The sequence below is a fragment of the Nocardia colli genome, assembly GCF_008704205.1.
Classification (GTDB): domain Bacteria; phylum Actinomycetota; class Actinomycetes; order Mycobacteriales; family Mycobacteriaceae; genus Nocardia; species Nocardia colli.
Window position 1 is genome coordinate 238494 of record NZ_VXLC01000018.1, and the last position, 23288, is coordinate 261781.

The 23288-nt window shown below is 68.1% G+C and carries 19 protein-coding genes; 12 read left to right on the top strand and 7 right to left on the bottom strand.

Features of this window, described 5'->3' with window-relative positions:
- Positions 1–4 precede the first annotated feature (4 nt).
- Together F3087_RS33055 and F3087_RS33060 are read left to right on the top strand one after the other, a co-directional pair.
- Positions 5–1423 carry a class I adenylate-forming enzyme family protein gene (locus F3087_RS33055; protein WP_150406014.1) on the top strand — a complete coding sequence of 473 codons (1419 nt, stop codon included), beginning with the start codon at positions 5–7 and terminating at the stop codon, positions 1421–1423.
- Positions 1424–1433: 10 nt separating this feature from the next.
- Positions 1434–1664, top strand: coding sequence for an acyl carrier protein (locus tag F3087_RS33060; protein WP_191094254.1), 231 nt, complete (start codon positions 1434–1436; stop codon positions 1662–1664).
- On the opposite strand, the gene F3087_RS33065 is transcribed toward F3087_RS33060, so the two are convergent.
- From F3087_RS33065 to F3087_RS33095, 7 genes are read right to left on the bottom strand one after another with little or no spacing between them, the layout of a single operon-like run.
- Positions 1661–2452, bottom strand: coding sequence for an SDR family NAD(P)-dependent oxidoreductase (locus F3087_RS33065; protein ID WP_150406016.1), 792 nt, complete (start codon positions 2450–2452; stop codon positions 1661–1663). The two genes, F3087_RS33060 and F3087_RS33065, sit on opposite strands and share 4 nt — an antisense overlap.
- A gap of 9 nt (positions 2453–2461) precedes the next feature.
- Positions 2462–3862, bottom strand: a complete 1401-nt coding sequence (locus F3087_RS33070) for an aldehyde dehydrogenase family protein (protein WP_150406017.1) — start codon at positions 3860–3862, stop codon at positions 2462–2464.
- Positions 3852–5003, bottom strand: coding sequence for a phosphonopyruvate decarboxylase (gene aepY / locus F3087_RS33075; protein WP_150406018.1), 1152 nt, complete (start codon positions 5001–5003; stop codon positions 3852–3854). The genes F3087_RS33070 and aepY overlap by 11 nt, the downstream gene beginning before the upstream one ends.
- Positions 5000–5923 (bottom strand): isocitrate lyase/phosphoenolpyruvate mutase family protein, encoded by a 924-nt coding sequence (locus F3087_RS33080; protein WP_223885520.1) that lies wholly within the window; start codon positions 5921–5923, stop codon positions 5000–5002. Before F3087_RS33080 ends, aepY begins: the two co-directional genes overlap by 4 nt.
- 17 nt (positions 5924–5940) lie before the next feature.
- A complete protein-coding gene (locus tag F3087_RS33085) occupies positions 5941–6951 on the bottom strand; it encodes a C-terminal binding protein (protein ID WP_150406019.1) in 1011 nt (336 codons plus the stop codon).
- Between the two features lie 31 nt (positions 6952–6982).
- Entirely contained in the window at positions 6983–8299 is a 1317-nt protein-coding gene (locus F3087_RS33090; protein WP_150406020.1) for a helix-turn-helix domain-containing protein, read from the bottom strand.
- Entirely contained in the window at positions 8289–9485 is a 1197-nt protein-coding gene (locus F3087_RS33095; RefSeq protein WP_191094255.1) for a phosphonoacetaldehyde reductase, read from the bottom strand. Before F3087_RS33095 ends, F3087_RS33090 begins: the two co-directional genes overlap by 11 nt.
- A 259-nt stretch (positions 9486–9744) precedes the next feature.
- Here F3087_RS33095 and F3087_RS33100 point away from each other — a divergent pair, with 259 nt between their 5' ends.
- The 10 genes from F3087_RS33100 (at position 9745) to F3087_RS33145 (ending at position 23287) form a co-directional block, all read left to right on the top strand.
- Positions 9745–10536 (top strand): class I SAM-dependent methyltransferase, encoded by a 792-nt coding sequence (locus F3087_RS33100; RefSeq protein ID WP_150406022.1) that lies wholly within the window; start codon positions 9745–9747, stop codon positions 10534–10536.
- Between the two features lie 57 nt (positions 10537–10593).
- On the top strand, positions 10594–11796 hold the full coding sequence (locus tag F3087_RS33105; protein ID WP_150406023.1) for a M20 family metallopeptidase: 1203 nt from the start codon (positions 10594–10596) through the stop codon (positions 11794–11796).
- Positions 11793–13181 (top strand): condensation domain-containing protein, encoded by a 1389-nt coding sequence (locus F3087_RS33110; protein WP_150406024.1) that lies wholly within the window; start codon positions 11793–11795, stop codon positions 13179–13181. Before F3087_RS33105 ends, F3087_RS33110 begins: the two co-directional genes overlap by 4 nt.
- A complete protein-coding gene (locus F3087_RS33115) occupies positions 13181–14257 on the top strand; it encodes an SDR family oxidoreductase (protein ID WP_191094256.1) in 1077 nt (358 codons plus the stop codon). Before F3087_RS33110 ends, F3087_RS33115 begins: the two co-directional genes overlap by 1 nt.
- Positions 14258–14488: 231 nt before the next feature.
- A complete protein-coding gene (locus tag F3087_RS33120) occupies positions 14489–16720 on the top strand; it encodes a SulP family inorganic anion transporter (protein ID WP_150406026.1) in 2232 nt (743 codons plus the stop codon).
- 253 nt (positions 16721–16973) lie between these two features.
- Complete coding sequence (locus tag F3087_RS33125) at positions 16974–19226, top strand: SulP family inorganic anion transporter (protein WP_150406027.1); 2253 nt, start codon at positions 16974–16976, stop codon at positions 19224–19226.
- A gap of 94 nt (positions 19227–19320) precedes the next feature.
- Positions 19321–19746, top strand: a complete 426-nt coding sequence (locus tag F3087_RS33130; RefSeq protein ID WP_150406028.1) for a TIGR02611 family protein — start codon at positions 19321–19323, stop codon at positions 19744–19746.
- Positions 19743–20357: a (2Fe-2S)-binding protein gene (locus F3087_RS33135; RefSeq protein WP_223885521.1), complete on the top strand. Its 615-nt coding sequence runs from the start codon at positions 19743–19745 to the stop codon at positions 20355–20357. Before F3087_RS33130 ends, F3087_RS33135 begins: the two co-directional genes overlap by 4 nt.
- A gap of 252 nt (positions 20358–20609) precedes the next feature.
- The gene (gene thrS / locus F3087_RS33140; protein ID WP_396897597.1) at positions 20610–22700 is read left to right on the top strand and encodes a threonine--tRNA ligase; all 2091 of its coding nucleotides are present in this window, start codon (positions 20610–20612) and stop codon (positions 22698–22700) included.
- Positions 22697–23287, top strand: a complete 591-nt coding sequence (locus F3087_RS33145; protein ID WP_150406030.1) for an HIT family protein — start codon at positions 22697–22699, stop codon at positions 23285–23287. The genes thrS and F3087_RS33145 overlap by 4 nt, the downstream gene beginning before the upstream one ends.
- Position 23288: the final 1 nt, after the last annotated feature.

Here is a 23288-nt window from a genome sequence, read left to right on the forward strand (position 1 = left end):
CCGCATGACCGTCTCGATCTGTGCTCTGATCGCGCGCACGGCAGCCGAGCGGCCGCGGGAATGCGCCGTCACGGTGCGCGGCTTCACCGCCGGCGAGGAGATCACCTGGCACGACCTCGTGATCAAGTCACGCGAGCAAGCGGAAGCCTATCGGCGCAACGGTTTACGCCCGGGTGACCTGGCCGCGGTCGCCTTGCCGCCCGGAATCGGCCACGTCATCGCGACGCTCGCGCTGTGGGAGGTCGGCGCCGCCGTCCTCCCGGTGGACCACCGCTGGTCGGAGGACGTGAAATCCGGCATCGTCGAACGCTATTCCCGCGGCTGGGTGGTCGAGGGAAACGACCTGGCCCTGATCGCTGCACACGACATGAACGTCCCCACCGAACTACCGCCGGACGGAATCCCGAGATCGATTTCGCTGTCCGGCGGAACCACCGGTGTGGCCAAACTCATCATCCGGAACCGCCCCTGGGAGTACGCGGACTCCGGACCACTCAGCAGCAAGGAGAAGGAACGGGGAATGGCCTACGGCCAGACCCAGATCATCGGACTTCCGCTCTACCACGCGGGTTTCGGCGCGCTCTATCACGGTCTCGCGCTGGGCCACCGCATCGTCATCCCCGGCAACGCCTCACCCAAGTTGTTCCTCGATCTGCTCGAATCCGAACGGGTAGCGGTACTTCGGACCGTGCCCGCCCAGATGAGCACGCTCATCGAAGCGAGTCGCATGAACAGGCAGCCGTTCTCGTCGCTGCGGCTGGTCGTGCACACCGCGGCGCGATGTCCGGAATCGGTGAAACGCCGGTGGCTGGAACTGATCGAACCATCCAGGGTGTACGAGGAATACGGCAGCGTCGAACGGATCGGCGTGCTCAGCATCCGCGGCGACGAATGGCTGCGACATCCCGGATCCGTCGGCCGTCCGATCCATTGTTCGGTGCGAATCCTGGACGACTTCCTTCAGGAGGTCCCGGTCGGGCAGACCGGCGAGCTGTTCATGACCGACGACAACGCCACCCAGCCGGCCTACATCGGCTCCGGGCCGAAACTGGACGAAGTAGACGGGCATTTCAGCGTCGGCGACCTCGCCTCGATGGACGCCGAGGGCTACGTCACGCTGGTGAGCCGCAAGGACGACGCCATCAACGTCGGCGGCGTCAAGGTCTTCCCCCGCGACATCGAACGGGTCCTGGACCACCATCCCGCCGTCCGCGACGTCCGCGTTCGCGCCATGCCCGACCCCGCGCTGGGCGAGGTAGTGCATGCCGCGGTCAGCCTGAACAGCGGTGACCCGGAACAGATCTCCGCCGAGCTGTGGCGCAGCTGCCGCGAGCAACTGACCAGAGCTCAGACACCGCGAGCGATCGAGATCGTCGCCGACGTGCGCCGGACCGCCGCCGGCAAGCTGCGCCGAGCAGACTAGGAGAGCGATTGTGCAGGAACGTATCTGGGGCATCGTGGGGCAGGTATGCGGCGCGGGATATACCGAACCGGCCGCGAACTTCTACGAGCTGGGCGGCGACTCCCTGCTCGCCGGCGAGCTGATGTCCGCACTACGGAAGGAATTCGGCGTAGAGGTCCCGATGAACCTCTTGTTCGAGGCGCCCGACATGGGCACGTTCGTGAACGACGCGGTCCTGCTGGTCGATTCGCCGCGGGCCTAGCGCGGTGGTTCGTAGCGCCCGTCGACGGCGGTCCACCCGCCGTCGACGGTCAGCATCGTCCCGGTGACGAAGCTGGACGCGTCGGAGGCCAAAAACGCGACCGCCCCGGCGATTTCACTCGGCTGCGCCCACCGGCCGAGCGCACTCTTGTCCGCGTAGGCCTGCTGCCACTCCGGCACGTCGAAGATCGGATCGGTCAGCGGCGTGCGCACCACGCCCGGCGCGACCGCGTTCACCCGGACCCCGGCCGGACCGAACTCGGCGGCGGCCCCGCGAATCAGCTGGAGCAGACCGGCTTTGGTCGCCGCGTAGACGGCCTGCCCGGGCTCCACGGTGATCGCCCGGATCGATGACATCCCCACGATCGAACCGCTCCCGCGCGCGACCATTCCCCGGCCGAACGCGCGAAGCATATGGAAGGCGCCGCGCAGATTCAGGTCGACGACGGCGTCGAACTCGTCCACCGCGTAATCGAGCAGCCGCTTGCGCACATTGCGCCCGGTGGTGAACACGAGCACGTCGAGTTCCGGCAGCGCCGCGGCGGCCGCGTCGACGGCCACCGCGTCCCGCACATCCAACTGGATAGCGGCGGCCAGCGGTCCGGCCAGCTTCGCGGTCTCCTCGGCCGTGGCGAGATCGATGTCGGCACACGTCACTTCGGCGCCGAGCGCCCCGAGGGCCAGGGCCGATTCGCGGCCGATGCCGCTGCCCGCGCCGATCACGAGGATGCGTTTCCCGTCGAGCCGGAACAGGGCCTGGTAGTCGGGCGATGCGGGTTCCGCGGTCATGGGTTCGTCCTAACCTTGATGTAGTGGGTAGGGCAGCGTGATGGTCTTGACGGTGCTCATCTCCCGAATCGAGTAGGGGATGCCCTCGCGGCCGATCCCGCTGGACTTCACCCCGCCGAACGGGATGTGTGGTGAGTCGAAATGTGGTCCCGCATTGAGGTTTACGGCGCCGACCCGCAGCGCGGCGGCGATCTCGGTGAATTCGGCCACGTCCGCGGTGATCACCCCGGCCTGCAACCCGTATCGCGTGCTGTTCGCGACCCGGATCGCCGCCGCGGTGTCGGCCACCCGGATCACCGGGGCGACCGGACCGAACGTCTCCTCGACCACCAATTCGGCGTCGGCAGGCACGTTATCAAGGACGGCGGGGGTGATGAGCGGACCGCGCCGGTCCCCGCCGAGCAGGAGTTTCGCATTCGCGGCCACCGCGTCACCGATCCGCCGTTCGACGGTGATCGCCGCCTCCTCGCTGACCAGCGGCCCGACGTCGGTCGCCGGATCGAGGGGATCCCCGGCCTGTTTGTGCCGAGCCGCCTCGACCAGCCTGGCGACGAGGTCGTCGGCCGCCGCGCCGACGACGATGACCCGCTTGATCCCGCGACACGACTGTCCGGCGGTGGCGAAGGCACCCTGGCCCGCCAATTGCACCGCCAGCGCGAGATCGGCATCCGGCAGGACGATCAGCGGATCGTTCCCGCCCAGCTCCAACAGGATCTTCTTGCCCGCGGCCGCAACGGATACCGCCCGCCCCGTGTGCACGGAGCCGGTGAAGGTGACCATGTCGATGTCCGGATGCCCGGCCAGCGCCGGACCGAGCACGCCGGGCGCACCCGTTGTGACGACCAGGTTTTCGGCGGGCAGCCCTGCTTCCAGGAGGATTTCGGCGAAGGCGAGCGCCGTAAGTGGCGTCTTCTCCGAGGGTTTCAGCACGACCGCACAGCCGGCGGCCACACCGGGGGCCACCTTCACGACCACCTGATTGAGCGGCCGGTTGAACGGCGTAATCGCCGCGACGATCCCGATCGGCTCGAACTTGGTGAGCGCCAGCCGATCCTGACCCGGCACCGGAATGCTCTCCCCCCGCAACCGCTCGGTCTCGGTCGCCGCGACAATCAGGTTGGCCGCGGCTCGTTCTGTCTCCTTGCGGGTTTCGGCGATACACACGCCGGACTCCCGGGAGATCAGTTCGGCCAGCTCTCCGGACCGCGCACGGATCAGCCGGGCGGCCTGGCCGAGGATCGCCGCCCGCCGGTCCGGTCGCAGCGGTCGCCAAGCGGCTCGAACACCCTGTATCGCCTCGTCCAGCTGGGCGACGGTGTCGCGCGCGACCACACCGACGGTCTCTCCGTTCCACGGATTACACACGGTGAGTTCGTCGGACGAGGGTTGGACCGCGCCATCACGAAACATGATCGACTCCTGTCACGAAATCCCGGAACCGCCTTGCTACTTCGGCCGGTGAGACCGCGGGCCGGCCCAGCTCGGCGATCGAGCCCGGTCGAATCGTCAGATAGACGAACGTCGGCCCGGCCTCGACCTGCGCGACCTTGATGACCTCGGTGAATTCGGCCAGATCCGCGCAGTCGTACACCCGAGCGTATCCGCAGGCCCGCGCCACCGCCGGGAAGTCGACCTGTGCCGCGAGGCTCTGCTGCCCGCCGGTCGAATCGTGAACCCCGTTGTCCAGCAACACATGTATCAGGTTCGGCCCGCCATGGGCGCCGACGGCCGCCAACGTGCCGAGCCGCATGAGCGCCGCGCCGTCGCCATCGATCACGACCACAGATCGGCGGGTGTGCCGCGCGACGCCCAGGCCGACGGCGCTCGCCGACCCCATCGCACCGACCAGATAGAAGTGCTGTGGCCGATCGGCAATCGTGTAGAGCTCACGGCTGGCCTTGCCCGTGGTGGACACCACGGCAGCGGAATCGTCGAGCGATCCGACCAGTGCCTCCAGCGCCGCCGAACGCGTTGGCGCAACACGAGTTCTGGGGGAGCGAGTAACCGCCGGAATCACGGCGGCAGCAAGCGACGGCTCCTCGAGCTGCTGCGCGACCATCACCCCGTCGCGCAGAATGAACGCGAAAGGCTGCTGCTCCCGGTCCATTTCGGCCCAGCCACCGGCCAGGCACGCATCGACCTCGGCGGGCTCGTCGGGTATCACCGCATGACCGACCCGCATCAATTCCAGCAACCCGGGCATGATCGCCCCCATCAGCTCGTGCTGCGGTTCATCCGGACGACCCGGTTCCCCACGCCAACTGATGATCAGCGGCACCGGAATTCGCCCGGGATAGTTGAGCGAGGTCAGCGGATTGACCATATTGCCGAGCCCCGAGTTCTGCCCCATCACGCACGCCGTGGCGCCGGCCAGCCAGCAGCCCGCGGCGATCGCCACCGCCTCACCCTCGTGCGTCACCGGCAGATACCCGGCCGCCGAACCGGACGCCACCCGGTTGATGATCGGCGTCAGATACGAACACGGCACCCCGACCACGTCGAGGACCCCGCGCGCGATCAGCCCGCCGAGCAGATCGTCGGCGTCGATCACGAATCCACCCACTTTCGCGCCAGCTCGATGTAGTGCGCCTCGTCGACCTCGAGCTGCGGATAACCCATGAGCGCGAACACTTCCGCGAGCGAGGCGATGGTCGGCTCCACCGCGGCCGCGCCGTCGAGCAGCATCGCCCGGCACACCTGCCGCATCGCCGCGACCGAGGCCCGCATCGCCTGGTTGGCCCAGATCACCGCGGCGATGCCGAGTTCGGCGAAGGTTTCCCTGGGGACCGTGTGATAGGTCGTCGGCGCGATCACCAGCGGCAGCCGCGCCGCCCATTCCGCGGTGAACTCGGCGATCTCATCGATGGTCTGCTTGCGCGAGTGAATGAAGATGGCATCGGCGCCGGCCTGCCGATACGCCTCGGCCCGCCGCAGCGCCTCGGCCTGCCCGGCGCCGGCGATCAGCGCCTCGGTGCGGGCGACGAGCACGAACTCGGCGCCGACCTGGTCCCGGCAGGCCGCGATCTTGGTGCACATGTCGCCGATCGGCGCCAGCGGGTGACTGTCGCCGAAGTAGGAGTTCATCTTCGGAAAGACCTTGTCCTCCATGGATATCCCCGCCGCGCCGATCTGCTCGGCGCGGGCGGCGAAGCGCCGCGCGGTGTTGAAGTTGCCGTAGCCGGTGTCGCCGTCCACGAGGACCGGGACGCCGCCGTCGACCAGCCGGGCGGCGAGATCGAGCAGCTCGCCCCAGGACACCTCGTCGCTGTCCCGGGCGCCCAGGACGGTCGACATACACAGGCCGGACGCCCAGATGCCGGCGAACCCGGCCTCGGCCGCGATGCGCGCGCTCAGGCCGTCGTGTGCGCCCATCAGGTATGTCGGCTCGGGTTCGGCGAGCAGCCCGCGCAACCGCAGGCCGGCCGAAAACTCGGCTGGTGATCCCGTCTGAACAGGGAAGTTCTCTATCACGCGCACTGCCTCTCGGATCAGGTCACTCTGCCTGCGGCGGGCGGCGGCCCGCCGGCCAGGACACTGGCGACACCCTCGGCGACCCGGCGCCGGCAACTGCGTTCGGATTCGATCGAGAGGAACGCGCGGTGTGCGGAGACCACCACGTCCTCCCTGTTCAGCAGCTTGCGGGCAGTCGGGTCGTCGTTGGGGTCCTCGGGCGTGAACACGTCCGAGCCGAAACCGCCGAGCCGGCCCGCCTCGAGCGCTTCGAGCACGGCGGCCGGGTCGACCAGCCGACCTCTGGCGGTATTGACCAGCAGGGCGCCCGGCCGGACAGCGGCGAGGGCGGCGGCATCGATGAGCCGGTCGGTCTCGTCGGTCAGCGCCGCGTGGATCACCACCGCGTCCGCGGTGCCGAACAGTTCGGCCAAATCCGTTGCGGCGGTTACGCCGTACCCGGCCATGAGGTCGGCCGACACGTAGGGGTCGTAGGCGATGATCGTCTGGTAGAACGCCTGTAGCTTGCGCGCGGTCGCCCGGCCGATGCGGCCGAATCCGATGATGCCCGCGGTGCAGGCCGACACTCGTCGCGGGACTCCGCCCGCGTGGATGTTCCACTGGTTGGTCTTGACGAGGCGGTCCTGCGTGCAGACCTTGCGTTCCAGCGCGAGCAGCAGAGCCAAAGTGTGGGTGCTGACCTCGTCGACGCAGTAGTCGGGGACGTTGAACGAGACGATCCCGGTGCCGCCCAGCAGCGGTGCGTTCAAGTTGTCGATGCCGACACCGCTGCGGGCGATGACCCGGCAGGTCGGCTCGATCGCCTCGAGGAGTTCCTGGGTCACCTGACAGCGATAGATCACCAAGGCATCGGCGCCCCGCACATGGTCGTGAAAGTCCTTACCCCGCACCTTGTATCGACCGTCGAACAGGCCCAGGCTCAGGTCGATATCGGTGCCGAACACCGAGCGTTCGATATCGGCCAGAGCGAGATCCGGCTGCCCTTGGGCGTCGAATGCCCAGGCGGGATCGGTGTAGACGACGCGCAATCTTGTCTCCCGTTGTGACGCAAGGTGTTTCTCAAGAGTCGTAACCCCAGCCGCGACTGTCGCGGCGGCCGCGCCGCACAGTCGACACCGCGGCATAGGTATTGGTGAGCTCGTACAGGTCGAGGTAGCCGAGATGTCGTCCGGAGCCGAGCTTGATCAGTGCGCCGTCGCCGGACCATCGATGCGTCACGAACGGCGCGACCCAGGCCGACGCGTCGACCTCCAGCTCCGAATGTCTCTCCTGCCCAGCGGCATCGGTCCAGTGCAGGGTGGGCGAGCCGGCGGTCACCAGGTAATGGGATTCGGCCGGTTCGCAGAGGTTCGCGCCGTCCTGGCCGGCCACGAGCAGGAAGAGTCCGGTGAGATCGGGCAGGTGCGGGGCGGACGCCAGCGAGGTGACCCGGTAGCCCTGGAAGTCGCGGATTTCCTTGCGGCACTGCGCGATGTCCTTGAAGGTCTTGCCCACGGCGTCGTGCCGGGTCGCGGGGCGGAGCAGTAGCCGGTAGTCGAAGCCGAGTGTTGTTCCCAGGTCACGCAATTGGTCGAGCGCGCCCTCGTCGAGCGCCGCGATCAGGTCGCTTGCCCGGATACCCAGTGCTTCGGCGGCCGACTCGATGGTGTGCCCGCGGCGCGAAAGCAGCAGGGTGGCCACCTTCTGCGGCGTCAGGCTTTCGTCGAGCCAGCCGAGCATCGCGTGCGCGGCCGGATCGGACCAGTCGTTGACGTCTTCGATGAGCCCGGCGAGTGCGGACTGACCGGTGTAGGAAACGATTCGAGCCGAGGCGTCGGAGGCCAGCGAGTAGGTATGCGGGCAATAGGACGGTTCGACATAGGAGTCGCCGACGATCCAATTGTCCTCGTCCGGATTGGCGCTGATCACCTGCCACGTCGCTTCGCCGAGTTCCTCGCCCCACCGCCCGTGGATATCGCCGGGCCCGAGATTGATGGTGATGGCGGGTTCCAGGTGCCCATTGTTCAAGGCGGGCAATCGATCAGCGGGGCAGCGGATGTCGAGAATGACCGGCGCGACCGCGCCCTGCGGCGCCGCCATTGTGTAGTAGTTGTAGAAATGAATGCCGTCGCGCTGAATGGGGCGCCGGGTGTCGCGCAGTTCCTGGGCGGTGCGGAGCAGCACGGTCAGATCGGCGCGACCGCTTGCGACCAGCTGCTCCGGGGTGATCTGGAGTGCTCGGGCCAACGCGTCGGCGAGTTCGTCCGGCCACTCGTCGGTCACCGACAGCAGTTTCTCGAACTGCCCGTGGTCCAGGCCGACGGCTTCGGCCACCTGGCCGGTCGTCATTTTCCTGGTGTTCAGCCAGTGCATGAGCTTGTAATTGTCAACGCGCATAGTCTCTCTCCGCGGTCCCGGCCAATAGGCGCGTCAGGCCCTCTCCGTCGACGCGGCGGGGATTGTTTCCCGCGCGGTCGTAAGCGAGTGCCTCGGTGGCGATCCGAGTCGCGTCGTGGCGAATGTCGGGGGCCGGTGGCAATGCGGGCGATCGCACCAGCGCCTCGATATTCCGGGCCAGCTCGTCGATAGTTCCGACGCCAGCCGCCTGCACCACCTGATCGATCGCGCCGTGCACCCGAGCGGCGCCGCGCGGATCGGTGCAGTCGTCGCCGACGAGCGCGTTGTAGCGCAGCACCGATGCCAGCGTGAGCCCGCAGGCATGGCCGTGGCTCAGTCCGTAGCGCAAGGTCAGCGGGTACGAGATGGCATGGCACACAGTGGTTCCCGCGATCGCGATGGCGCGTCCGGCGAAGTGCCCGGCGAGCAGGGCGGCGTGCCGTTGCGCCGATCCCAAGCCGGTGTGCGGCTCGTCGAGCAGCTCGGCCAGCAGCGACCACGCGGCCGCGCCCAGCCATTCGGACCGCTCGTCGGCCCGGATCGACCACGCGCCCTCCAAGCCCTGCGCAAGGGTGTCCAGCAGGCAGCTGACGAGGTGGGCCTCGGGCAGGCCGATGAGCAGGTCGGGGTCGAGAATCGCCGTCACCGGCTGGAGCGCGGACCCGCGCAGGGAGAGTTTGCGGCCTTGATCGCGATGCCAGATCGTGGCGAACGGTGTCGCTTCCGCGCCGGTCCCCGGCGTTGTCGGCAGGGCGATGATCGGCGGTACGTCCTCGGTGCCCACCTCGTCTTCGCACATCCGCACCACCAACTGGGGAGTGGGATCGGCGCTGACCGACAGTGCCGCAGCGGCTTTGCCCGCATCCATGACGCTGCCGCCGCCGATCGTGACGACCACGTCGGCGCGATGTGCCCGCACCGCGTGCGCGAGCCGCGCCACGGATTCGGGTGTCGGCAAGCCGGATTGGGTCACGACGTGCAGCGGGAATGTCCGCAATGCCGCCAGCAGCGGTTCGGACCAACTGCGGAGTGCGAAGCCGGCGCCCGCGATCACGAGCACGCGGGGGACCCGCATCCGGGCCGCGGCGGCCACCACGTCGGCGGCGACCTCGGCGGCGCGCACGCCGACGATCGTGCGCGGCGAGTCGAGCAGCAGGGTGCTGACCCGGACCTGGGCGGCGTCCATCGACCACCTGCCTCCCACGAAAACGAGAACTACCGCAGGGCACCGTGATACGGACTCCGGCAACATCTCGGGCACCGCCGGCCGGTCGCCGTGGCGACCACGAACCGGGCAGTCCCGATGATGTCCCCCCGGTGTACGGACGCGGCTTTTTGCGTGAATACACGGTACCGTAGGGCGGTTGAATATCGGCGAATATCCGAGTTCGCCGTCCACCAGTTCCGTGGCATTGCCGGAACTTACGGCGCCGAAGGTGCGACAGATGACCGATGGCTACCGCGAGCAGGTTTCCCGAAACCAGTTGAGGTTCGCGACAATCGCGCAGGCGTACGCGGGCGGGCAGGCGCGCCGCCTGGACGTGGAACTGCTGGCCGAGATGATCCGTCCGCTGGCCTTCGAACGCGCCCTCGATGTCGCCACCGGGACCGCCGCCGCGGCCGCCGTCGCCGCGAAAGTGGGTGTGCGGGCGAAGATCGTCGGCATCGACTCCTCGGTGCAGATGCTCCAGCAGGCGCGCGCCAACGACGGGGTCAGCGGCGTGCAGCTGGTGGTCGGCCTGGTCGAGGAGCTGCCGTTCGCGGACGACACCTTCGATCTCGTCATGTGCACGCGCGCCCTGCACCACGTGCGACGACCCGACATCGTGGTGGCCGAGATGGCGCGGGTGGTCCGGCCGGGCGGGCACGTCATCATCGCGGACAACGTCACCGGCCTCTCCGGCGCCGCGCATGCCCGGTTCGAGGAGCTACAGCGCCTGCGCGACCCCGGGCACGCGTGCACGCTCACCGAGCGCCAGCTCATCGACCTGCTGCTGGACAACTCGCTCGACATCGTCGAAGGCCACCGGACCACCAGTTTCCGGCCGCTGGACGAGTGGCTCGACGACGGCGGCGCGGGCCCGGACGAGGCGGCCGAGATTCGGCGACAGTTGTTGGCGCTCGGGCAGATCGATGACAACGGCACCTTCGGTACGAGCGTCGCGACGGAGGCGGGCGAGGTCACCGGGCTGCGGCAGGCGATGTCGTGGATCAAGACACAACGGACCCGGATCTAGCCCGGAGATACCGGTCGCGCCGTAGCATGGACAAACCTGACTTCTGGGGGTCACACCGTGGACATCGCGTCGCTGGATGCCGGAATCGACGAGCAGGAACTCATCGAGTTCACACAGCAGCTCGTGCGGACCCATGCCTTGGGCGAGGAAGGCCGCGGCGAGCGTGCCGTAGCCGCCTTCCTGCTCGCCAAGATCGAGGAATGGGGTTGGCGCGCTGAGTTTTTCGATGCCGGCGGTCGTCCGAACATCGTGGTGACGTTGACCGGCGGCGGTGGCGCGGGCCCGACCCTGGCCTTCGAAGGTCATCTGGACGTGGTGACCGAAGGCGATCCCGGCCAGTGGACCGTAGACCCGTACGGCGGCGAGATCCGCGACGGAAAGCTCTACGGGCGCGGCTCCGCCGACATGAAATCCGGTGTCGCGGCGATGCTTTACGGCGCACGGGCGTTGCAGCTGTCCGGTCCGTTCCCGGGTCGGATCCGGCTGCTCCTGCTGTGCGACGAAGAGGGCATGATGACCGGCGCGAAAGCGGCGGTGGCCCAGGGTTTCGTCCGCGACGTCGACGGGGTGATCTGCTGCGAGCCGGAAGGCGATGAGGTGTGCCCGATTTCGAAGGGCGCGATCCGGGTACGGGTGGAGTTCACCGGCGTGATGAGTCACGGCGCGATGCCGTTTCAGGGCCGGAACACGTTGCCCGCCATGGCCAGGGTGGTGCTGGGGCTGGAGGCACTCGAACGCAAGCTGATCGCGGAGGTGGGCACTACGCCGGAGCTCGGCGCACCCTCCATCACGCCGACGGTGGTCCAGGCCGGAACCGCGGATCAGATGAACGTGATCTGCGGGACGAGCTCGCTCTACCTGGATGTGCGCACCGTCCCCGGGGTGGATCACGAGATGTTGCTCAAGCGGATCGGCGAGTGCATCGACACCGCCGCCCGCGAGGGCGAGATCGGCGTCACGATCACGGTGATCGATGATCGACCCTGGGTCGAAACCGGTTCGGACACAGCACTTGTCACGTCCTTGGTCGGCGCGCACGAGCTGGTCAACGGTGTCCGGCCGGTGCTCGGTGGCGTGCCGGGTACCACCGACGGCACCATCCTGACCCATTTCGGCAACGTCGCGAGCGTGGTGTACGGGCCGGGCGGCAAGTGGATCGCGCACATGGCCGACGAGTACGTGGAAGTGCGTGACCTCAAGCGATATGCGCTGACATATGCCGTTGCCGCACAACAGTTCCTGCATCAAGGCTCGCAATGAACCCGACGGAATCGATCGGGCGGCTGCCCTTGACGCCGGGGCAGCATCTGCTGGATTTCCTCGAATCGATCCGGCCCGGCGGGGCGGCGGAGGCGTTCAACATCTCCTTCCGGCTCACTGTCGACGGGCCACTGGACCGCAATCGCCTGTTCGACGCGATTGCCCGGACTGTCGAACGGCATGACGCGCTGCGCGTCGCCATCGTCCGCGGACGTGGCATGGACGAGCAGGTCATCGGGTCCGACATCGAACCGGACACGACGGTCGAGCAGGTCGCTGCGGGATCCTGGGATGCGCCGGAGATCGCGGCAAAACTGGTCGAGCACAACAACTCTCCGTTCGACCTCACCTGTCCGCCGCTGGTCCGCGTGCTGCTGCTCGAGCGGGCGCCGGATCGGCGGCTACTCCAGGTGACGGTGCACCACAGCGTCGCCGACGCATGGTCCCTGGAAGTGCTGAAACGCGATATCGGGCGGTTCTATCGGGCCGCCGCCGGACTGGAAACCGAACCGGAACCACCCGCGGTGCGTTACGGCCGGCTGGTGCTGGACGAACTGGCCGCGCTGGAGTCACCGGAGGCGGACGCGGCCCGCGCGTTCTGGCCGGAATACCTCGGCTCCCTGGAGATTCTGCAGATCGCCGCGAAGGCGTCGCCGGACGACCGGGCGATCACCTGCCGCGGCGACCGTCGATGGGAGTCCGCGGAATTCACCGCGGTGCGCGCCCTGGCCGGAAAGCTGCGCGCGACACCGTTCATGGTGATCGCCGCCGCGTACGGCTTCATCCTCGGACAGCTCAGCGGCTCGGCCGCATACCTCATGCCGACCTTCAGTCACGGCCGGAAGGATCCGCGATTCCACGAGTCGGTGGCCATGCTCTTCAATCCGTTCATGGTCGCGTTCCGCTGGACGCCGGAGCTGTCCTTCGCCGATCTTGTCGCGTCGTTCAAGCAGAACTGCTTGCAGGCCTACCGATTTCAGTGGTATCCCTTCATCGAGGTGCTGGAGGACTGCCCGGACCTGTCCGTCGCCCTGATCGACCCGCACAGCGCCCTGTTCCCGGTGCAGATGCTGAATGTGCCGAAGGCCTCGGTGGGGGAGTCGCTGTTCGGACCCGATTGCGTCGCCGCGGATTACGCGCTGCGCGCGACCTCGGTGGGCAACGTGCTGCCGATCGACGGCATGCTCACGATCAAGGGAACCCAGGAGGCGATGGCCATGACTTTCAATGCGGCACAGCGCTTATGGAACGACGAACTGGCCGCCGCCATGTGCGCGAGCGTGGTCGACCTGTGCGTCGAGGCCGCGCAGGATCCCGGCGTCGCCCTGCGCCGGCTGGCCGGCACCATCGACCGCCGCTTCGACCGCGACATGTGGAGCATCTGATGGGGCATTCGAGAGTGGCCGTGGTGGACGGCGCGAACGGCTACGTGGCCAGTAATACGATCTGCGCGCTGCTCGAGCGCGGCATTCGGGTGAAGGCGCTGGCCAGAGGAGCGCGGACCCGCGTTCCCGAGGCGCTCGAATCGGCGACGATCATCGACGGGGAGACGCCGCCCGACATCACCGAACTCGAGACCTACGACTGCGAACTCACTCAGGAATACCTGGGCATCAACGACTTCGAAGCCGCCACCATCTTCTCCGAGCCCTGCGATTTCTGGCATTTCGCCGCCGCGGTCGACCTCTCGCCCAATCGCCCGGCGCTCCTTCAGGATGTGAACACCCGGGGAACCGAGCGGGCGCTGCGACTGTTCGTCAAACACTCCCGGCCGGGCTCGAGGTTCTTCCTGATCAGCACCGCCTACGTCGGCGGGGTATCGGACACGCCCAGCGCGGAGACCTGGCTGCCGCCCACGGACGCCACGCAGTACCGCACCGTCTACGAGGCGACCAAATGCGGCGGCGAGCTGGTCTTCCGCGATTTCCTCCGGGAGCACAACATCGACGGTGCGGTGTTCCGCCTCGGCCAGGTGGTCGGTTCGTCCAAAACCGCCCACACCACTTCGGATTTCGGCATCTACAACTTCATGTCGAACATGAAACGAGTCGCCCGCCGATTCCCCGGCGGTGACGCGGCCGTGCAGGTGACCGACGGGGCGACGCTCAACCTCGTGCCCATCGACACGACGGTGGAGTGGTTGCTGGGACTTGCCGAGGCCGACCAGCTGCCGCGGATCGTCAACCTGACCGACCGCATCGGCGTTCCGGCGGACGAGACGGTCCGCATGATCGGCGCCGGCCTCGGCATGACCCTGCGTCCCGTCACCCCGGAAGAATGGGACGACGGCTCCCTCACCGCACTGGACCGCGCCGTCGCCACCCGCATGGCCTACACCGGCAAGTACCTGCTGGAACGGATCGAGTTCGATCGCAGCAACCTCGAATCGGTGCTCACCGTCCCGGATGAGGCCTGCGATCTTGGCCTGCTCGAACGCCTGATCGCCTGGTACCTGAAGTAGCTGCCCCTTGCCAGACGGTAGTGATCTGGATCACAATTCGGTGACGGTTGTGTCGATTCTACCTGAAACCTTTCCAAATGCTTTGCGAAGTCTTTACTATTAGCCAGACCTTCGAGTCAACCGGGTCGCCGCTCTCGAGCGGTTGAGCTACGCCCGCCGCTCGCTTTCGATGCCAGTACATGTTCCACCGATGAACCGGGACGGTCCACGTCCGCCCGGCGAAGGAGAAATATGTCCACCGACACCGATTCCGCACCACGGACGTCGCTGCGCCACTTTGCTTTACCCGAACGCCTGGCCGCTGTCGGCCGCCACGATCTGCCCGCCTCGATCGTGGTTTTCCTGGTCGCGCTCCCGCTGTCCCTCGGCGTCGCGGTCGCCTCCGGCGCGCCCGTCGCCGCCGGTCTGATCGCCGCGGTGGCCGGCGGCGTGGTCGCGGGGCTGGTCGGCGGGTCGGCGGTGCAGGTGACCGGGCCGACCGCGAGCCTCACCGTGGTCGTCGCCGCGAGCGTGCACCAATTCGGCTGGGCCGCGACGTGTTTCATCACCGTCTGCGCCGGTGCCGTACAGATCCTGTTCGGCTTGAGCCGGATCGCGCGCGGCGCGCTCGCGATCGCGCCCGTGGTGGTGCACGGCCTGCTGGCCGGGATCGGCGTGATCATCGCGCTGCAACAGGTGCATGTGCTGCTCGGTGGCACGTCGCAGAGCTCCTCGTTCGACAGCCTGGTCCAGTTGCCGCGTCAGCTGATGTCGGTGCATCGCGGCGACCTGGTGATCGGTCTCGTGGTGATCGTCATCCTGATTGCCTGGAAGTTCCTGCCGCGCCAGGTCCGCGCGGTGCCGGGACCGCTGGTCGCGGTGGTGATCGCGACGGTGCTGTCGCTGGCGCTGCCCACCCATGTCGAGCGGCTGGTGCTGAACGGCTCGCCGCTCGACTCGATCGGACTGCCCTCGATTCCGGCCGGCGGCTGGACCGCGATCGTGATCACCGTGGTGACCATCGCGCTGATCGGCAGCGTGGAGACCCTGCTCTCGGCGGTCGCCGTGGACAAGCTGCGCCCGGGAACCTCGACCGACCTCGATCGCGAACTGATCGGCCAGGGCTCGGCCAACATGGTCTCCGGTCTGCTCGGCGGCCTGCCGGTGGCAGCGGTGATCGTGCGCAGTATCACCAACGCGCAGGCGGGTGCGCGGTCCAAGGCGTCGACCATCATGCACGGTATCTGGGTGCTGCTGTTCGCGGTCGCGCTGGCCGGGCTGGTGCAGCAGATCCCGAAGGCGGCGCTGGCCGGGCTGCTCATCCTGATCGGGGTGCAGCTGGTGAAGCTGGCGCACATCCGGCTCGCGCGGCGCACCGGTGATCTGTACGTCTACGTCGCGACGGTGCTGAGCGTGGTGTTCCTGAACCTGTTGGTGGGCATGGTGATCGGGCTCGCGCTGTCGTTCGCGCTGCTGCTGTGGCGGGTGGTCCGGGTGACGATCACCGCCGAGCCGGTGGCGAGCGCGCGGCGCTGGGTGGTGTCCATCGACGGCACCTGCACGTTCCTCGCGCTGCCCAGGCTGTCCGCGGAACTGGCGAAAGTTCCGGCGGGAGTGGCGGTCACGATGGAGATGACGGTCGACTTCCTCGATCACGCGTCCTACGAGCGGATCACCGAATGGGCGGCGCACCACGAATCCGAAGGCGGCACCGTCGAATTCGTGGAGATCGGCAGCGCGCGGATGGCCCGCGCGCTGGCGGGCCCGCCGGAGCGGGGACACTCCAGGCAGGTCCTGGACCAGGCGATCAGCCCGTGGCGGCGCACCGGCATCCGGGAGGACCCGATCGCGGCGGGCATCGCGGCCTACCACCGCAGCCACGCGCACCTGATGCGCCCGCACCTGGACGGGCTGCGGCACCGGCCCGACGCCGACTCGTTCTTCCTGACCTGCGCCGACGCCCGGATCGTGCCGAACGTCATCACCAACAGCGGGCCCGGCGACCTGTTCACCGTCCGCAACGTGGGCAATCTGGTCCCCACCGCGGGCAGCGACGTGTCGGTCGAGGCCGCGCTGATCTACGCGCTGGAGAAGCTGGACGTGCGCGCGGTCGTGGTGTGCGGCCACTCCGGCTGCGGCGCGATGGAGGCGCTGTACCGCGAGGTGCAGACCGGGCCCGGACTGGGCGACTGGCTAGCGCACGCGCGGCCCAGCCTCGACCGGTTCCGTCTCGGGCACCCGGTCGCCGAGGCCGCCGCGCTGGCCGGCTTCGGCGAGGTGGACCAGCTGGGCATGGTGAACGTGGCGCTGCAATTGGAGACCCTGCACGCGCACCCGGCGGTGCGGCAGGGCGTCGAGGAGCGGGGCGTCGCGGTGTCCGGGCTGTTCTTCGACATCGCCACGGCCAGGGTGATCGAGGTGACCGTGGACGGCATCGCAGAGTTCGACGACGAGGGCCGCCGTGTCGCCGCAGAGCCGGTTTAACCGCCGCGACGGTCCCGGCGCCGCGTCGGCGCCTCGACAGGCAGGCCTGACCTCGTGTTAACGCGCAGTTAGCACGATTCTCAGGCTTTGCTTAGTCTTTACTAATAGCCTTGCTGAGGTTTACAACTCGACCCACTGGTGCGTCGAGTACTGCTTCACCGCGAGATGCCGGTTCGCGGTCGTGTGCCCTGCTGGACATGTTGATCGTCAACCGACCTCGGCCGTTGTGCCGAGTTCGGCGAAGGAGATAGTCATGGTCATCGAGAACGATTTGGCCCCCCCGATTACACCGCCTGGTTCGGCGGACAAGGGTCCTGGTCCCGGATCCCTGTCCGATCGTCTGCAATCCGTCCTCCGCCACGATGTGCCCGCTTCCATCGTGGTCTTCCTGGTCGCGCTGCCGCTGTCCCTCGGCATCGCCCTCGCCTCCGGCGCGCCCGTCGCCGCCGGTCTCATCGCCGCCGTGATCGGTGGCATCGTCGCCGGCCTGCTTGGCGGCTCCGTTCTTCAGGTGAGCGGCCCGGCGGCCGGGCTCACCGTGGTCGTCGCCGAGTCGATCAACCAATTCGGTTGGAAAGTAACCTGTTTCATCGCCGTCGCGGCCGGTGTGCTGCAAATCCTGTTCGGGCTGAGCCGGATTGCCCGCGCCGCGCTGGCGGTCGCGCCGGTCGTGGTGCACGCGATGCTGGCCGGCATCGGCATCACCATTGCGCTGCAACAGATTCACGTGCTGCTGGGCGGTTCGTCGCACAGTTCGGCGTGGAAGAACCTCACCCAGCTACCTCAGCAGCTGATGTCGCTGCACGGCGGCGACGCGTTCCTCGGCGCGGTGGTGATCGCCATCATGCTCGGCTGGAAGTATGTGCCAGCCAAGGTGCGGGCCGTCCCCGGCCCGCTGGTCGCGGTGTTCGTGGCGACGATACTCGCCATGGTGTTGCCCACCGGTGCCGAGCGAATCGTGTTGAACGGCTCGCTGTTCGACGCGATCGGCCTGCCGGAGCTGCCGCGCGGCGACTGGTCGGCGGTGGTCATCATGATCATCACCATCGCGTTGATCGCCAGCGTGGAGAGCCTGCTGTCCGCGGTGGCCGTGGACAAGATGCACTCGGGTAAGCGCACCAATTTCGACCGTGAGCTGATCGGTCAAGGCTCGGCAAACGTGCTGTCCGGCCTGCTGGGTGGCCTGCCGGTCACCGGCGTGATCGTGCGCAGCGCGACCAACGTGCAGGCGGGCGCGCGCAGCCGCGCGTCGGCGGTGCTGCACGGCGTCTGGATCCTGGTGTTCTCGGTGGCGTTGGCCGGTGTGGTGCAACAGATTCCGAAGGCGGCGCTGGCCGGTCTGCTGATCGTGATCGGCATCCAGCTGGTCAAGCTGGCGCACATCCGGATGGCCCGGCGCACCGGCGATCTGCTGGTCTACGCGGTCACCGTGGCGGCGGTGGTGTTCCTGAACCTGCTGGAGGGCGTGCTGATCGGCCTCGCGCTGGCCTTCGCGCTGCTGCTGTGGCGGGTGGTGCGAGTCGCGATCAGCGCCAGGCAGATTCCGGGTTCGCAGCGCTGGATGATCACCATCGACGGCTCCTGCACGTTCCTCGCGCTGCCGAAGCTGTCCGCGGAATTCGCGAAGGTGCCTGCCGACGCCGACGTCACCGTCGAGATGACCGTCGACTTCCTCGATCACGCCGCCTTCGAGGCGATCGAGGAGTGGGTGCGGCAGCAGGAAAACGGCGGCGGCAGCGTCGATTTCGTGGAGATCGGCAGTGCGCGGATGGCCTACGCGACGGCTGGCCCGCCTTCGCGCAGCTTCGGGCGCGCGGTGTGGACCGACATCCTCGGCCCGTGGCGGCGCGACGAACACGCCGACCCGATCGCGGCCGGCGTGGCCGCTTACCACCGCAGCCACGCGCACGTCGTCCGGCCGCACCTGGACGAGCTGCGGGACAGCCAGGATCCGGATTCGTTCTTCCTCACCTGCGCGGACTCGCGGATCGTGCCGAACATGATCACCAACAGCGGGCCGGGTGACCTGTTCACCGTGCGCAATGTGGGCAATCTGGTTCCGGCCGTTGGTGATCCGTCGGTGGATGCCGCGCTGGTCTTCGCCCTCGAGGAGCTGAACGTCCGGTCCATCGTGGTCTGCGGCCACTCCTCGTGCGGCGCCATGAAGGCGTTGCACTCCGGCGCCCAGGCCGGTCCGGAAATCGACAAGTGGCTCGCGCACGCGCATCCGAGCCTGGACCGGGTCCGGCACGGACACCCGGTGGCCATCGCGGCCGCCCGGGCGGGCTTCGGCGAGGTCGACCAGCTGAGCATGGTGAACGTGGCCGTGCAGCTGGAAAACCTGCAACGGCACCCCGCAGTCCGGGCGGCGGTCGCCGAGCGCGGCGTGACGGTGTCGGGCCTGTTCTTCGACATCGCCAGCGCGCGGGTCATCGAGGTCACCGAGCACGGACTGGCGCACATCGAGGACGAGGCGGGGCATCGGGTCACGCCCGAACTCGTCTGAGCGCTGACCGCCGAGCCCGCCCGAACTGTCCGGTTCGGGCGGGCTCGGCTGCTGCGACCTGGGCCGGACCGGTCGGTCTCGTACGCTGGAACAGGTGACGTCTGACCTGGAGACAAGATCGACGCGGACGGGTTGGCGCGCCTTCCGGGCCCGCATTGCCGCGCGCCCTACGCTGAACTTCGCCTATCGGGCCGGGGTCGCGTTGGTCGGCACCGCGGTGCTCGTCGTCGGAATCGTCACGATTCCCTACCCCGGACCCGGCTGGGCGATCGTGTTCGCCGGACTGGGCGTCCTGGCCACCGAATTCGCCTGGGCACAACGGGCACTCGGCTGGCTGCGGGACAAGTACCGGCAGGGTATGGCGTGGTATTCCGCACGGGGTGCCGCCATGCGCGTGTTCGCGGCGGGCGCTACCTTTGCGCTGGTTGTCGCGACACTATGGATATTGGGCACGTTCGGGATGGTCGGCAGCTGGATCGGAGTCGAGTGGCAATGGTTACGCAGTCCCCTGAAGTGGTGAACACGGTTCCCGGGCGAACGTTGACGCAGCCGGACTGGCTGGCGGCGCGGATCGCCGAGATGGGTCATTCGTGGGGGACCACGTCACCGCGTATCGCGGGCACGCTGTGGTGGTGCATGGTCGCCTCCGCGCTGGTCGAGCAGATCGCGCGCGCGTACGCCCGGGACGAGCGGGCGGTCGAGCCGGTACTCGACCACTTCGACTGCGAGGTCCGCCCGGACGGCGGCGTGGAGCGCATCCACGTGCTGGCCGAGCCCGACGAAGCCGTCGAGCCGGGCGCGGCGTTGCGGGAAACCCTTGCGGCCGTGATCGGTCCGGTCGCGGAGGTCTCCGGCGCGGGCGTGCCGTCGCTGTGGGCGATCGTCGCCGACGCGGTCGGCAACCGCGCCCTCGACGCCGGCTCCCCAGACGCGGGCGCCCGACTGGCGACCGAGATCGGCGGCAAACTCCCCACCCCCCGTTTCGTCGAGATCGGCGGCCGCACCTTCGTCAAACGCATCTCCTGCTGCCTCGTCTACGAGGTCCCCAACTGCGAAATGTGCACCAGCTGCCCGAAACGCCCATCCGCCGAACGCGAGGCAATGCTGGAAAAACTGGCTGCGGACACCTGACCGACGACCGTAGATTCATCAGGCGACCACCGTTTTCGCATGAACTGACCACTGATTTCGCAAGCACATGGGTAACTCACCGGGTACAGGCTGACTTATCCACCACCCCACAGCCGGTCGCCAACGTCACTCCGCACGCACCTGAATCGGGCCTGAATACCCGGAGAGGCGGGCGAGCGTGCGCGTGGGGGTGGGCATGCCGATAGCATGGTCGCGCCGGGGCAGCCGCTGTCCTGGGCATGATCCGCGGGGATGTCCCCGCACCCGAGAAACTCCAAGGAGAGCACCGCCGTGACCACCTCAGCCCGCAATGCCCCTGCCGCCCTCGTCCGGGTGCCGGCCGGGACGACGGCGGGCGCCGCGGTGCGCGAGGCCGGGCTGCCGACCAAGGGCCCGGACACCATCGTCGTCGTGCGCGACGCCGAGGGGCTCAAGGACCTGTCCTGGACCCCGGACACCGACGTCGAGGTGGAGGCGGTCGCCGCCGACACCGAGGACGGCCGCAGCGTCATCCGGCACTCCGCCGCGCACGTGCTGGCCCAGGCGGTGCAGCAGGAGTTCCCGGAGGCCAAGCTCGGCATCGGCCCGCCGATCAAGGACGGCTTCTACTACGACTTCCAGGTCGACAAGCCGTTCACCCCGGAGGATCTGGCCAAGCTGGAATCCCGGATGAAGAAGATCGTCAAAGGCGCGCAGCGCTTTTCGCGGCGCGTGGTCGAGGTCGAGGAGGCCCGGGTCGAGCTGGCCAAGGAGCTGTTCAAGCTGGAGCTGATCGGCGACAAGTCCGGCATCGACGATCCGGAGGTCATGGAGGTCGGCGGCAAAGAGCTGACCATCTACGACAACCTGGACCCGCGCACCGGCGACCGGCTCTGGGGCGATCTGTGTCGCGGCCCGCACATCCCGACCACCAAGTTCATTCCCGCGTTCAAGCTGACCCGCAGCTCCGCCGCCTACTGGCGCGGCGATCAGAACCGCGAGGACCTGCAGCGCATCTACGGCACCGCCTGGGAGTCGCAGGAGGCGCTCGACGAGTACCTGCACCTGCTGGCCGAGGCCGAACGCCGCGATCACCGCAAGCTCGGCCTGGAGCTGGACCTGTTCAGCTTCCCCGACGAGCTCGGCTCCGGCCTGCCGGTGTTCCACCCCAAGGGCGGCATCATCCGCAAGGAGATGGAGGAGTACTCGCGGCGCAGGCATGTGGCCGCGGGCTACGAGTTCGTCAACACCCCGCACATCACCAAGGGGCACCTGTTCGAGGTCTCCGGCCACCTGGACTGGTACCAGGACGGCATGTTCCCGGCGATGCACCTCGACGCCGAGCTGAACGAGGACGGCACCGTCCGCAAGCCCGGCCAGGACTACTACGTCAAGCCGATGAACTGCCCGATGCACAACCTGATCTTCCGGGCGCGCGGGCGGTCCTACCGGGAACTGCCGTTGCGCCTGTTCGAGTTCGGCTCGGTGTACCGCTACGAGAAGTCCGGCGTGGTGCACGGCCTGACCCGGGTGCGCGGCATGACCCAGGACGACGCGCACATCTACTGCACCAAAGAGCAGATGCACGCCGAGCTCACCAGCACCCTGCAATTCGTGCTGGCGCTGCTGAAGGACTACGGCCTCGACGACTTCTACCTGGAGCTGTCGACCAAGGACCCGGTCAAGTTCGTCGGCTCGGACGAGCTGTGGGAAGAGGCGACCGAGACCCTGTCCAAGGTGGCCTCGGCCTCCGGCCTCGAGCTGGTGCCGGATCCGGGCGGCGCGGCGTTCTACGGGCCGAAGATCTCCGTGCAGGTCAAGGACGCGCTCGGGCGCACCTGGCAGATGTCGACCATCCAGCTGGACTTCAACCTGCCGGAACGGTTCAACCTCGAATACACCGCCTCCGACGGCACCAAGCAGCGGCCGGTGATGATCCACCGCGCGCTGTTCGGCTCCATCGAACGCTTCTTCGGCGTGCTCACCGAGCACTACGCCGGCGCCTTCCCGGCCTGGCTCGCGCCGGTCCAAGCGGTCGGCATCCCGGTCGCGGAAGCCTTTGCGCCGCACTTGGATCGGGTGATCGAGCTGCTGCACGACGCGGGCGTGCGGGCGCAGGTCGACCGCAGCGACGACCGGATGCAGAAGAAGATCTTCAACAACACCGCGCAGAAGGTGCCGTTCATGCTGCTGGCCGGCGAGCGGGACGTGAACGCCGGCGCGGTGAGCTTCCGGTTCCGCGACGGCACCCAGGTGAACGGGGTGCCGGTCGCCGACGCGGTCGCCACCATCGTGGCATGGATCGCGAATCGGGAGAACGCTTCGCCGACCGCGGAGGGCTTCGAGATCAAGGGTGCGCAATGAGTGATCGCACGGCGGCGGACGGCCTCTCCGAGCTGAATGACGCCGATCAGGGCAGCATCGTCGATCGCGGCGCGGGCGAACCCGATCGGCTGCAACGGCTGTGGACGCCGTACCGGATGTCCTACATCGCGGAGGCGGCCTCGACCGACCCCGCCTCGACCGGGCATCCGTTCACCGACATCCCGAAGATGTCCGACGAGGACGGCCTGGTCATCGCGCGCGGTGAGCTGGTGTACGCGGTGCTGAACCTGTACCCGTACAACCCCGGCCACATGATGGTGGTGCCCTACCGCAAGGTGGCCAACCTCGAGGACCTCACGCCTGCCGAGGGCGCCGAGCTGATGGCGTTCACCCAGCAGGCGATCCGGGTGATGAAGCAGGTGTCGCGGCCGCACGGCTTCAACGTCGGCCTGAATCTCGGTGGCGTGGCCGGTGGTTCGCTCGCCGACCACCTGCACCAGCACATCGTCCCGCGCTGGGGCGGCGACGCGAACTTCATCACCGTGGTCGGCGGCGCGAAGGTCATGCCACAGCTGCTACGCGAGACGAGGGCGCTGCTGTCGGCAGCCTGGAAGGAAGTCGACTAGA

What these genes read in the sequence shown, in the direction of transcription:
- F3087_RS33055 (WP_150406014.1), top strand. Translation starts at nt 5, where the DNA reads ATGACCGTCTCGATCTGTGCTCTGATCGCGCGCACGGCAGCCGAGCGG.
- F3087_RS33065 (WP_150406016.1), bottom strand. Translation starts at nt 2,452, where the DNA reads ATGACCGCGGAACCCGCATCGCCCGACTACCAGGCCCTGTTCCGGCTC.
- F3087_RS33070 (WP_150406017.1), bottom strand. Translation starts at nt 3,862, where the DNA reads ATGTTTCGTGATGGCGCGGTCCAACCCTCGTCCGACGAACTCACCGTG.
- F3087_RS33090 (WP_150406020.1), bottom strand. Translation starts at nt 8,299, where the DNA reads ATGCGCGTTGACAATTACAAGCTCATGCACTGGCTGAACACCAGGAAA.
- F3087_RS33095 (WP_191094255.1), bottom strand. Translation starts at nt 9,485, where the DNA reads ATGGACGCCGCCCAGGTCCGGGTCAGCACCCTGCTGCTCGACTCGCCG.
- F3087_RS33100 (WP_150406022.1), top strand. Translation starts at nt 9,745, where the DNA reads ATGACCGATGGCTACCGCGAGCAGGTTTCCCGAAACCAGTTGAGGTTC.
- F3087_RS33110 (WP_150406024.1), top strand. Translation starts at nt 11,793, where the DNA reads ATGAACCCGACGGAATCGATCGGGCGGCTGCCCTTGACGCCGGGGCAG.
- F3087_RS33115 (WP_191094256.1), top strand. Translation starts at nt 13,181, where the DNA reads ATGGGGCATTCGAGAGTGGCCGTGGTGGACGGCGCGAACGGCTACGTG.
- F3087_RS33120 (WP_150406026.1), top strand. Translation starts at nt 14,489, where the DNA reads ATGTCCACCGACACCGATTCCGCACCACGGACGTCGCTGCGCCACTTT.
- F3087_RS33125 (WP_150406027.1), top strand. Translation starts at nt 16,974, where the DNA reads ATGGTCATCGAGAACGATTTGGCCCCCCCGATTACACCGCCTGGTTCG.
- thrS (WP_396897597.1), top strand. Translation starts at nt 20,610, where the DNA reads ATGTCCCCGCACCCGAGAAACTCCAAGGAGAGCACCGCCGTGACCACC.
- F3087_RS33145 (WP_150406030.1), top strand. Translation starts at nt 22,697, where the DNA reads ATGAGTGATCGCACGGCGGCGGACGGCCTCTCCGAGCTGAATGACGCC.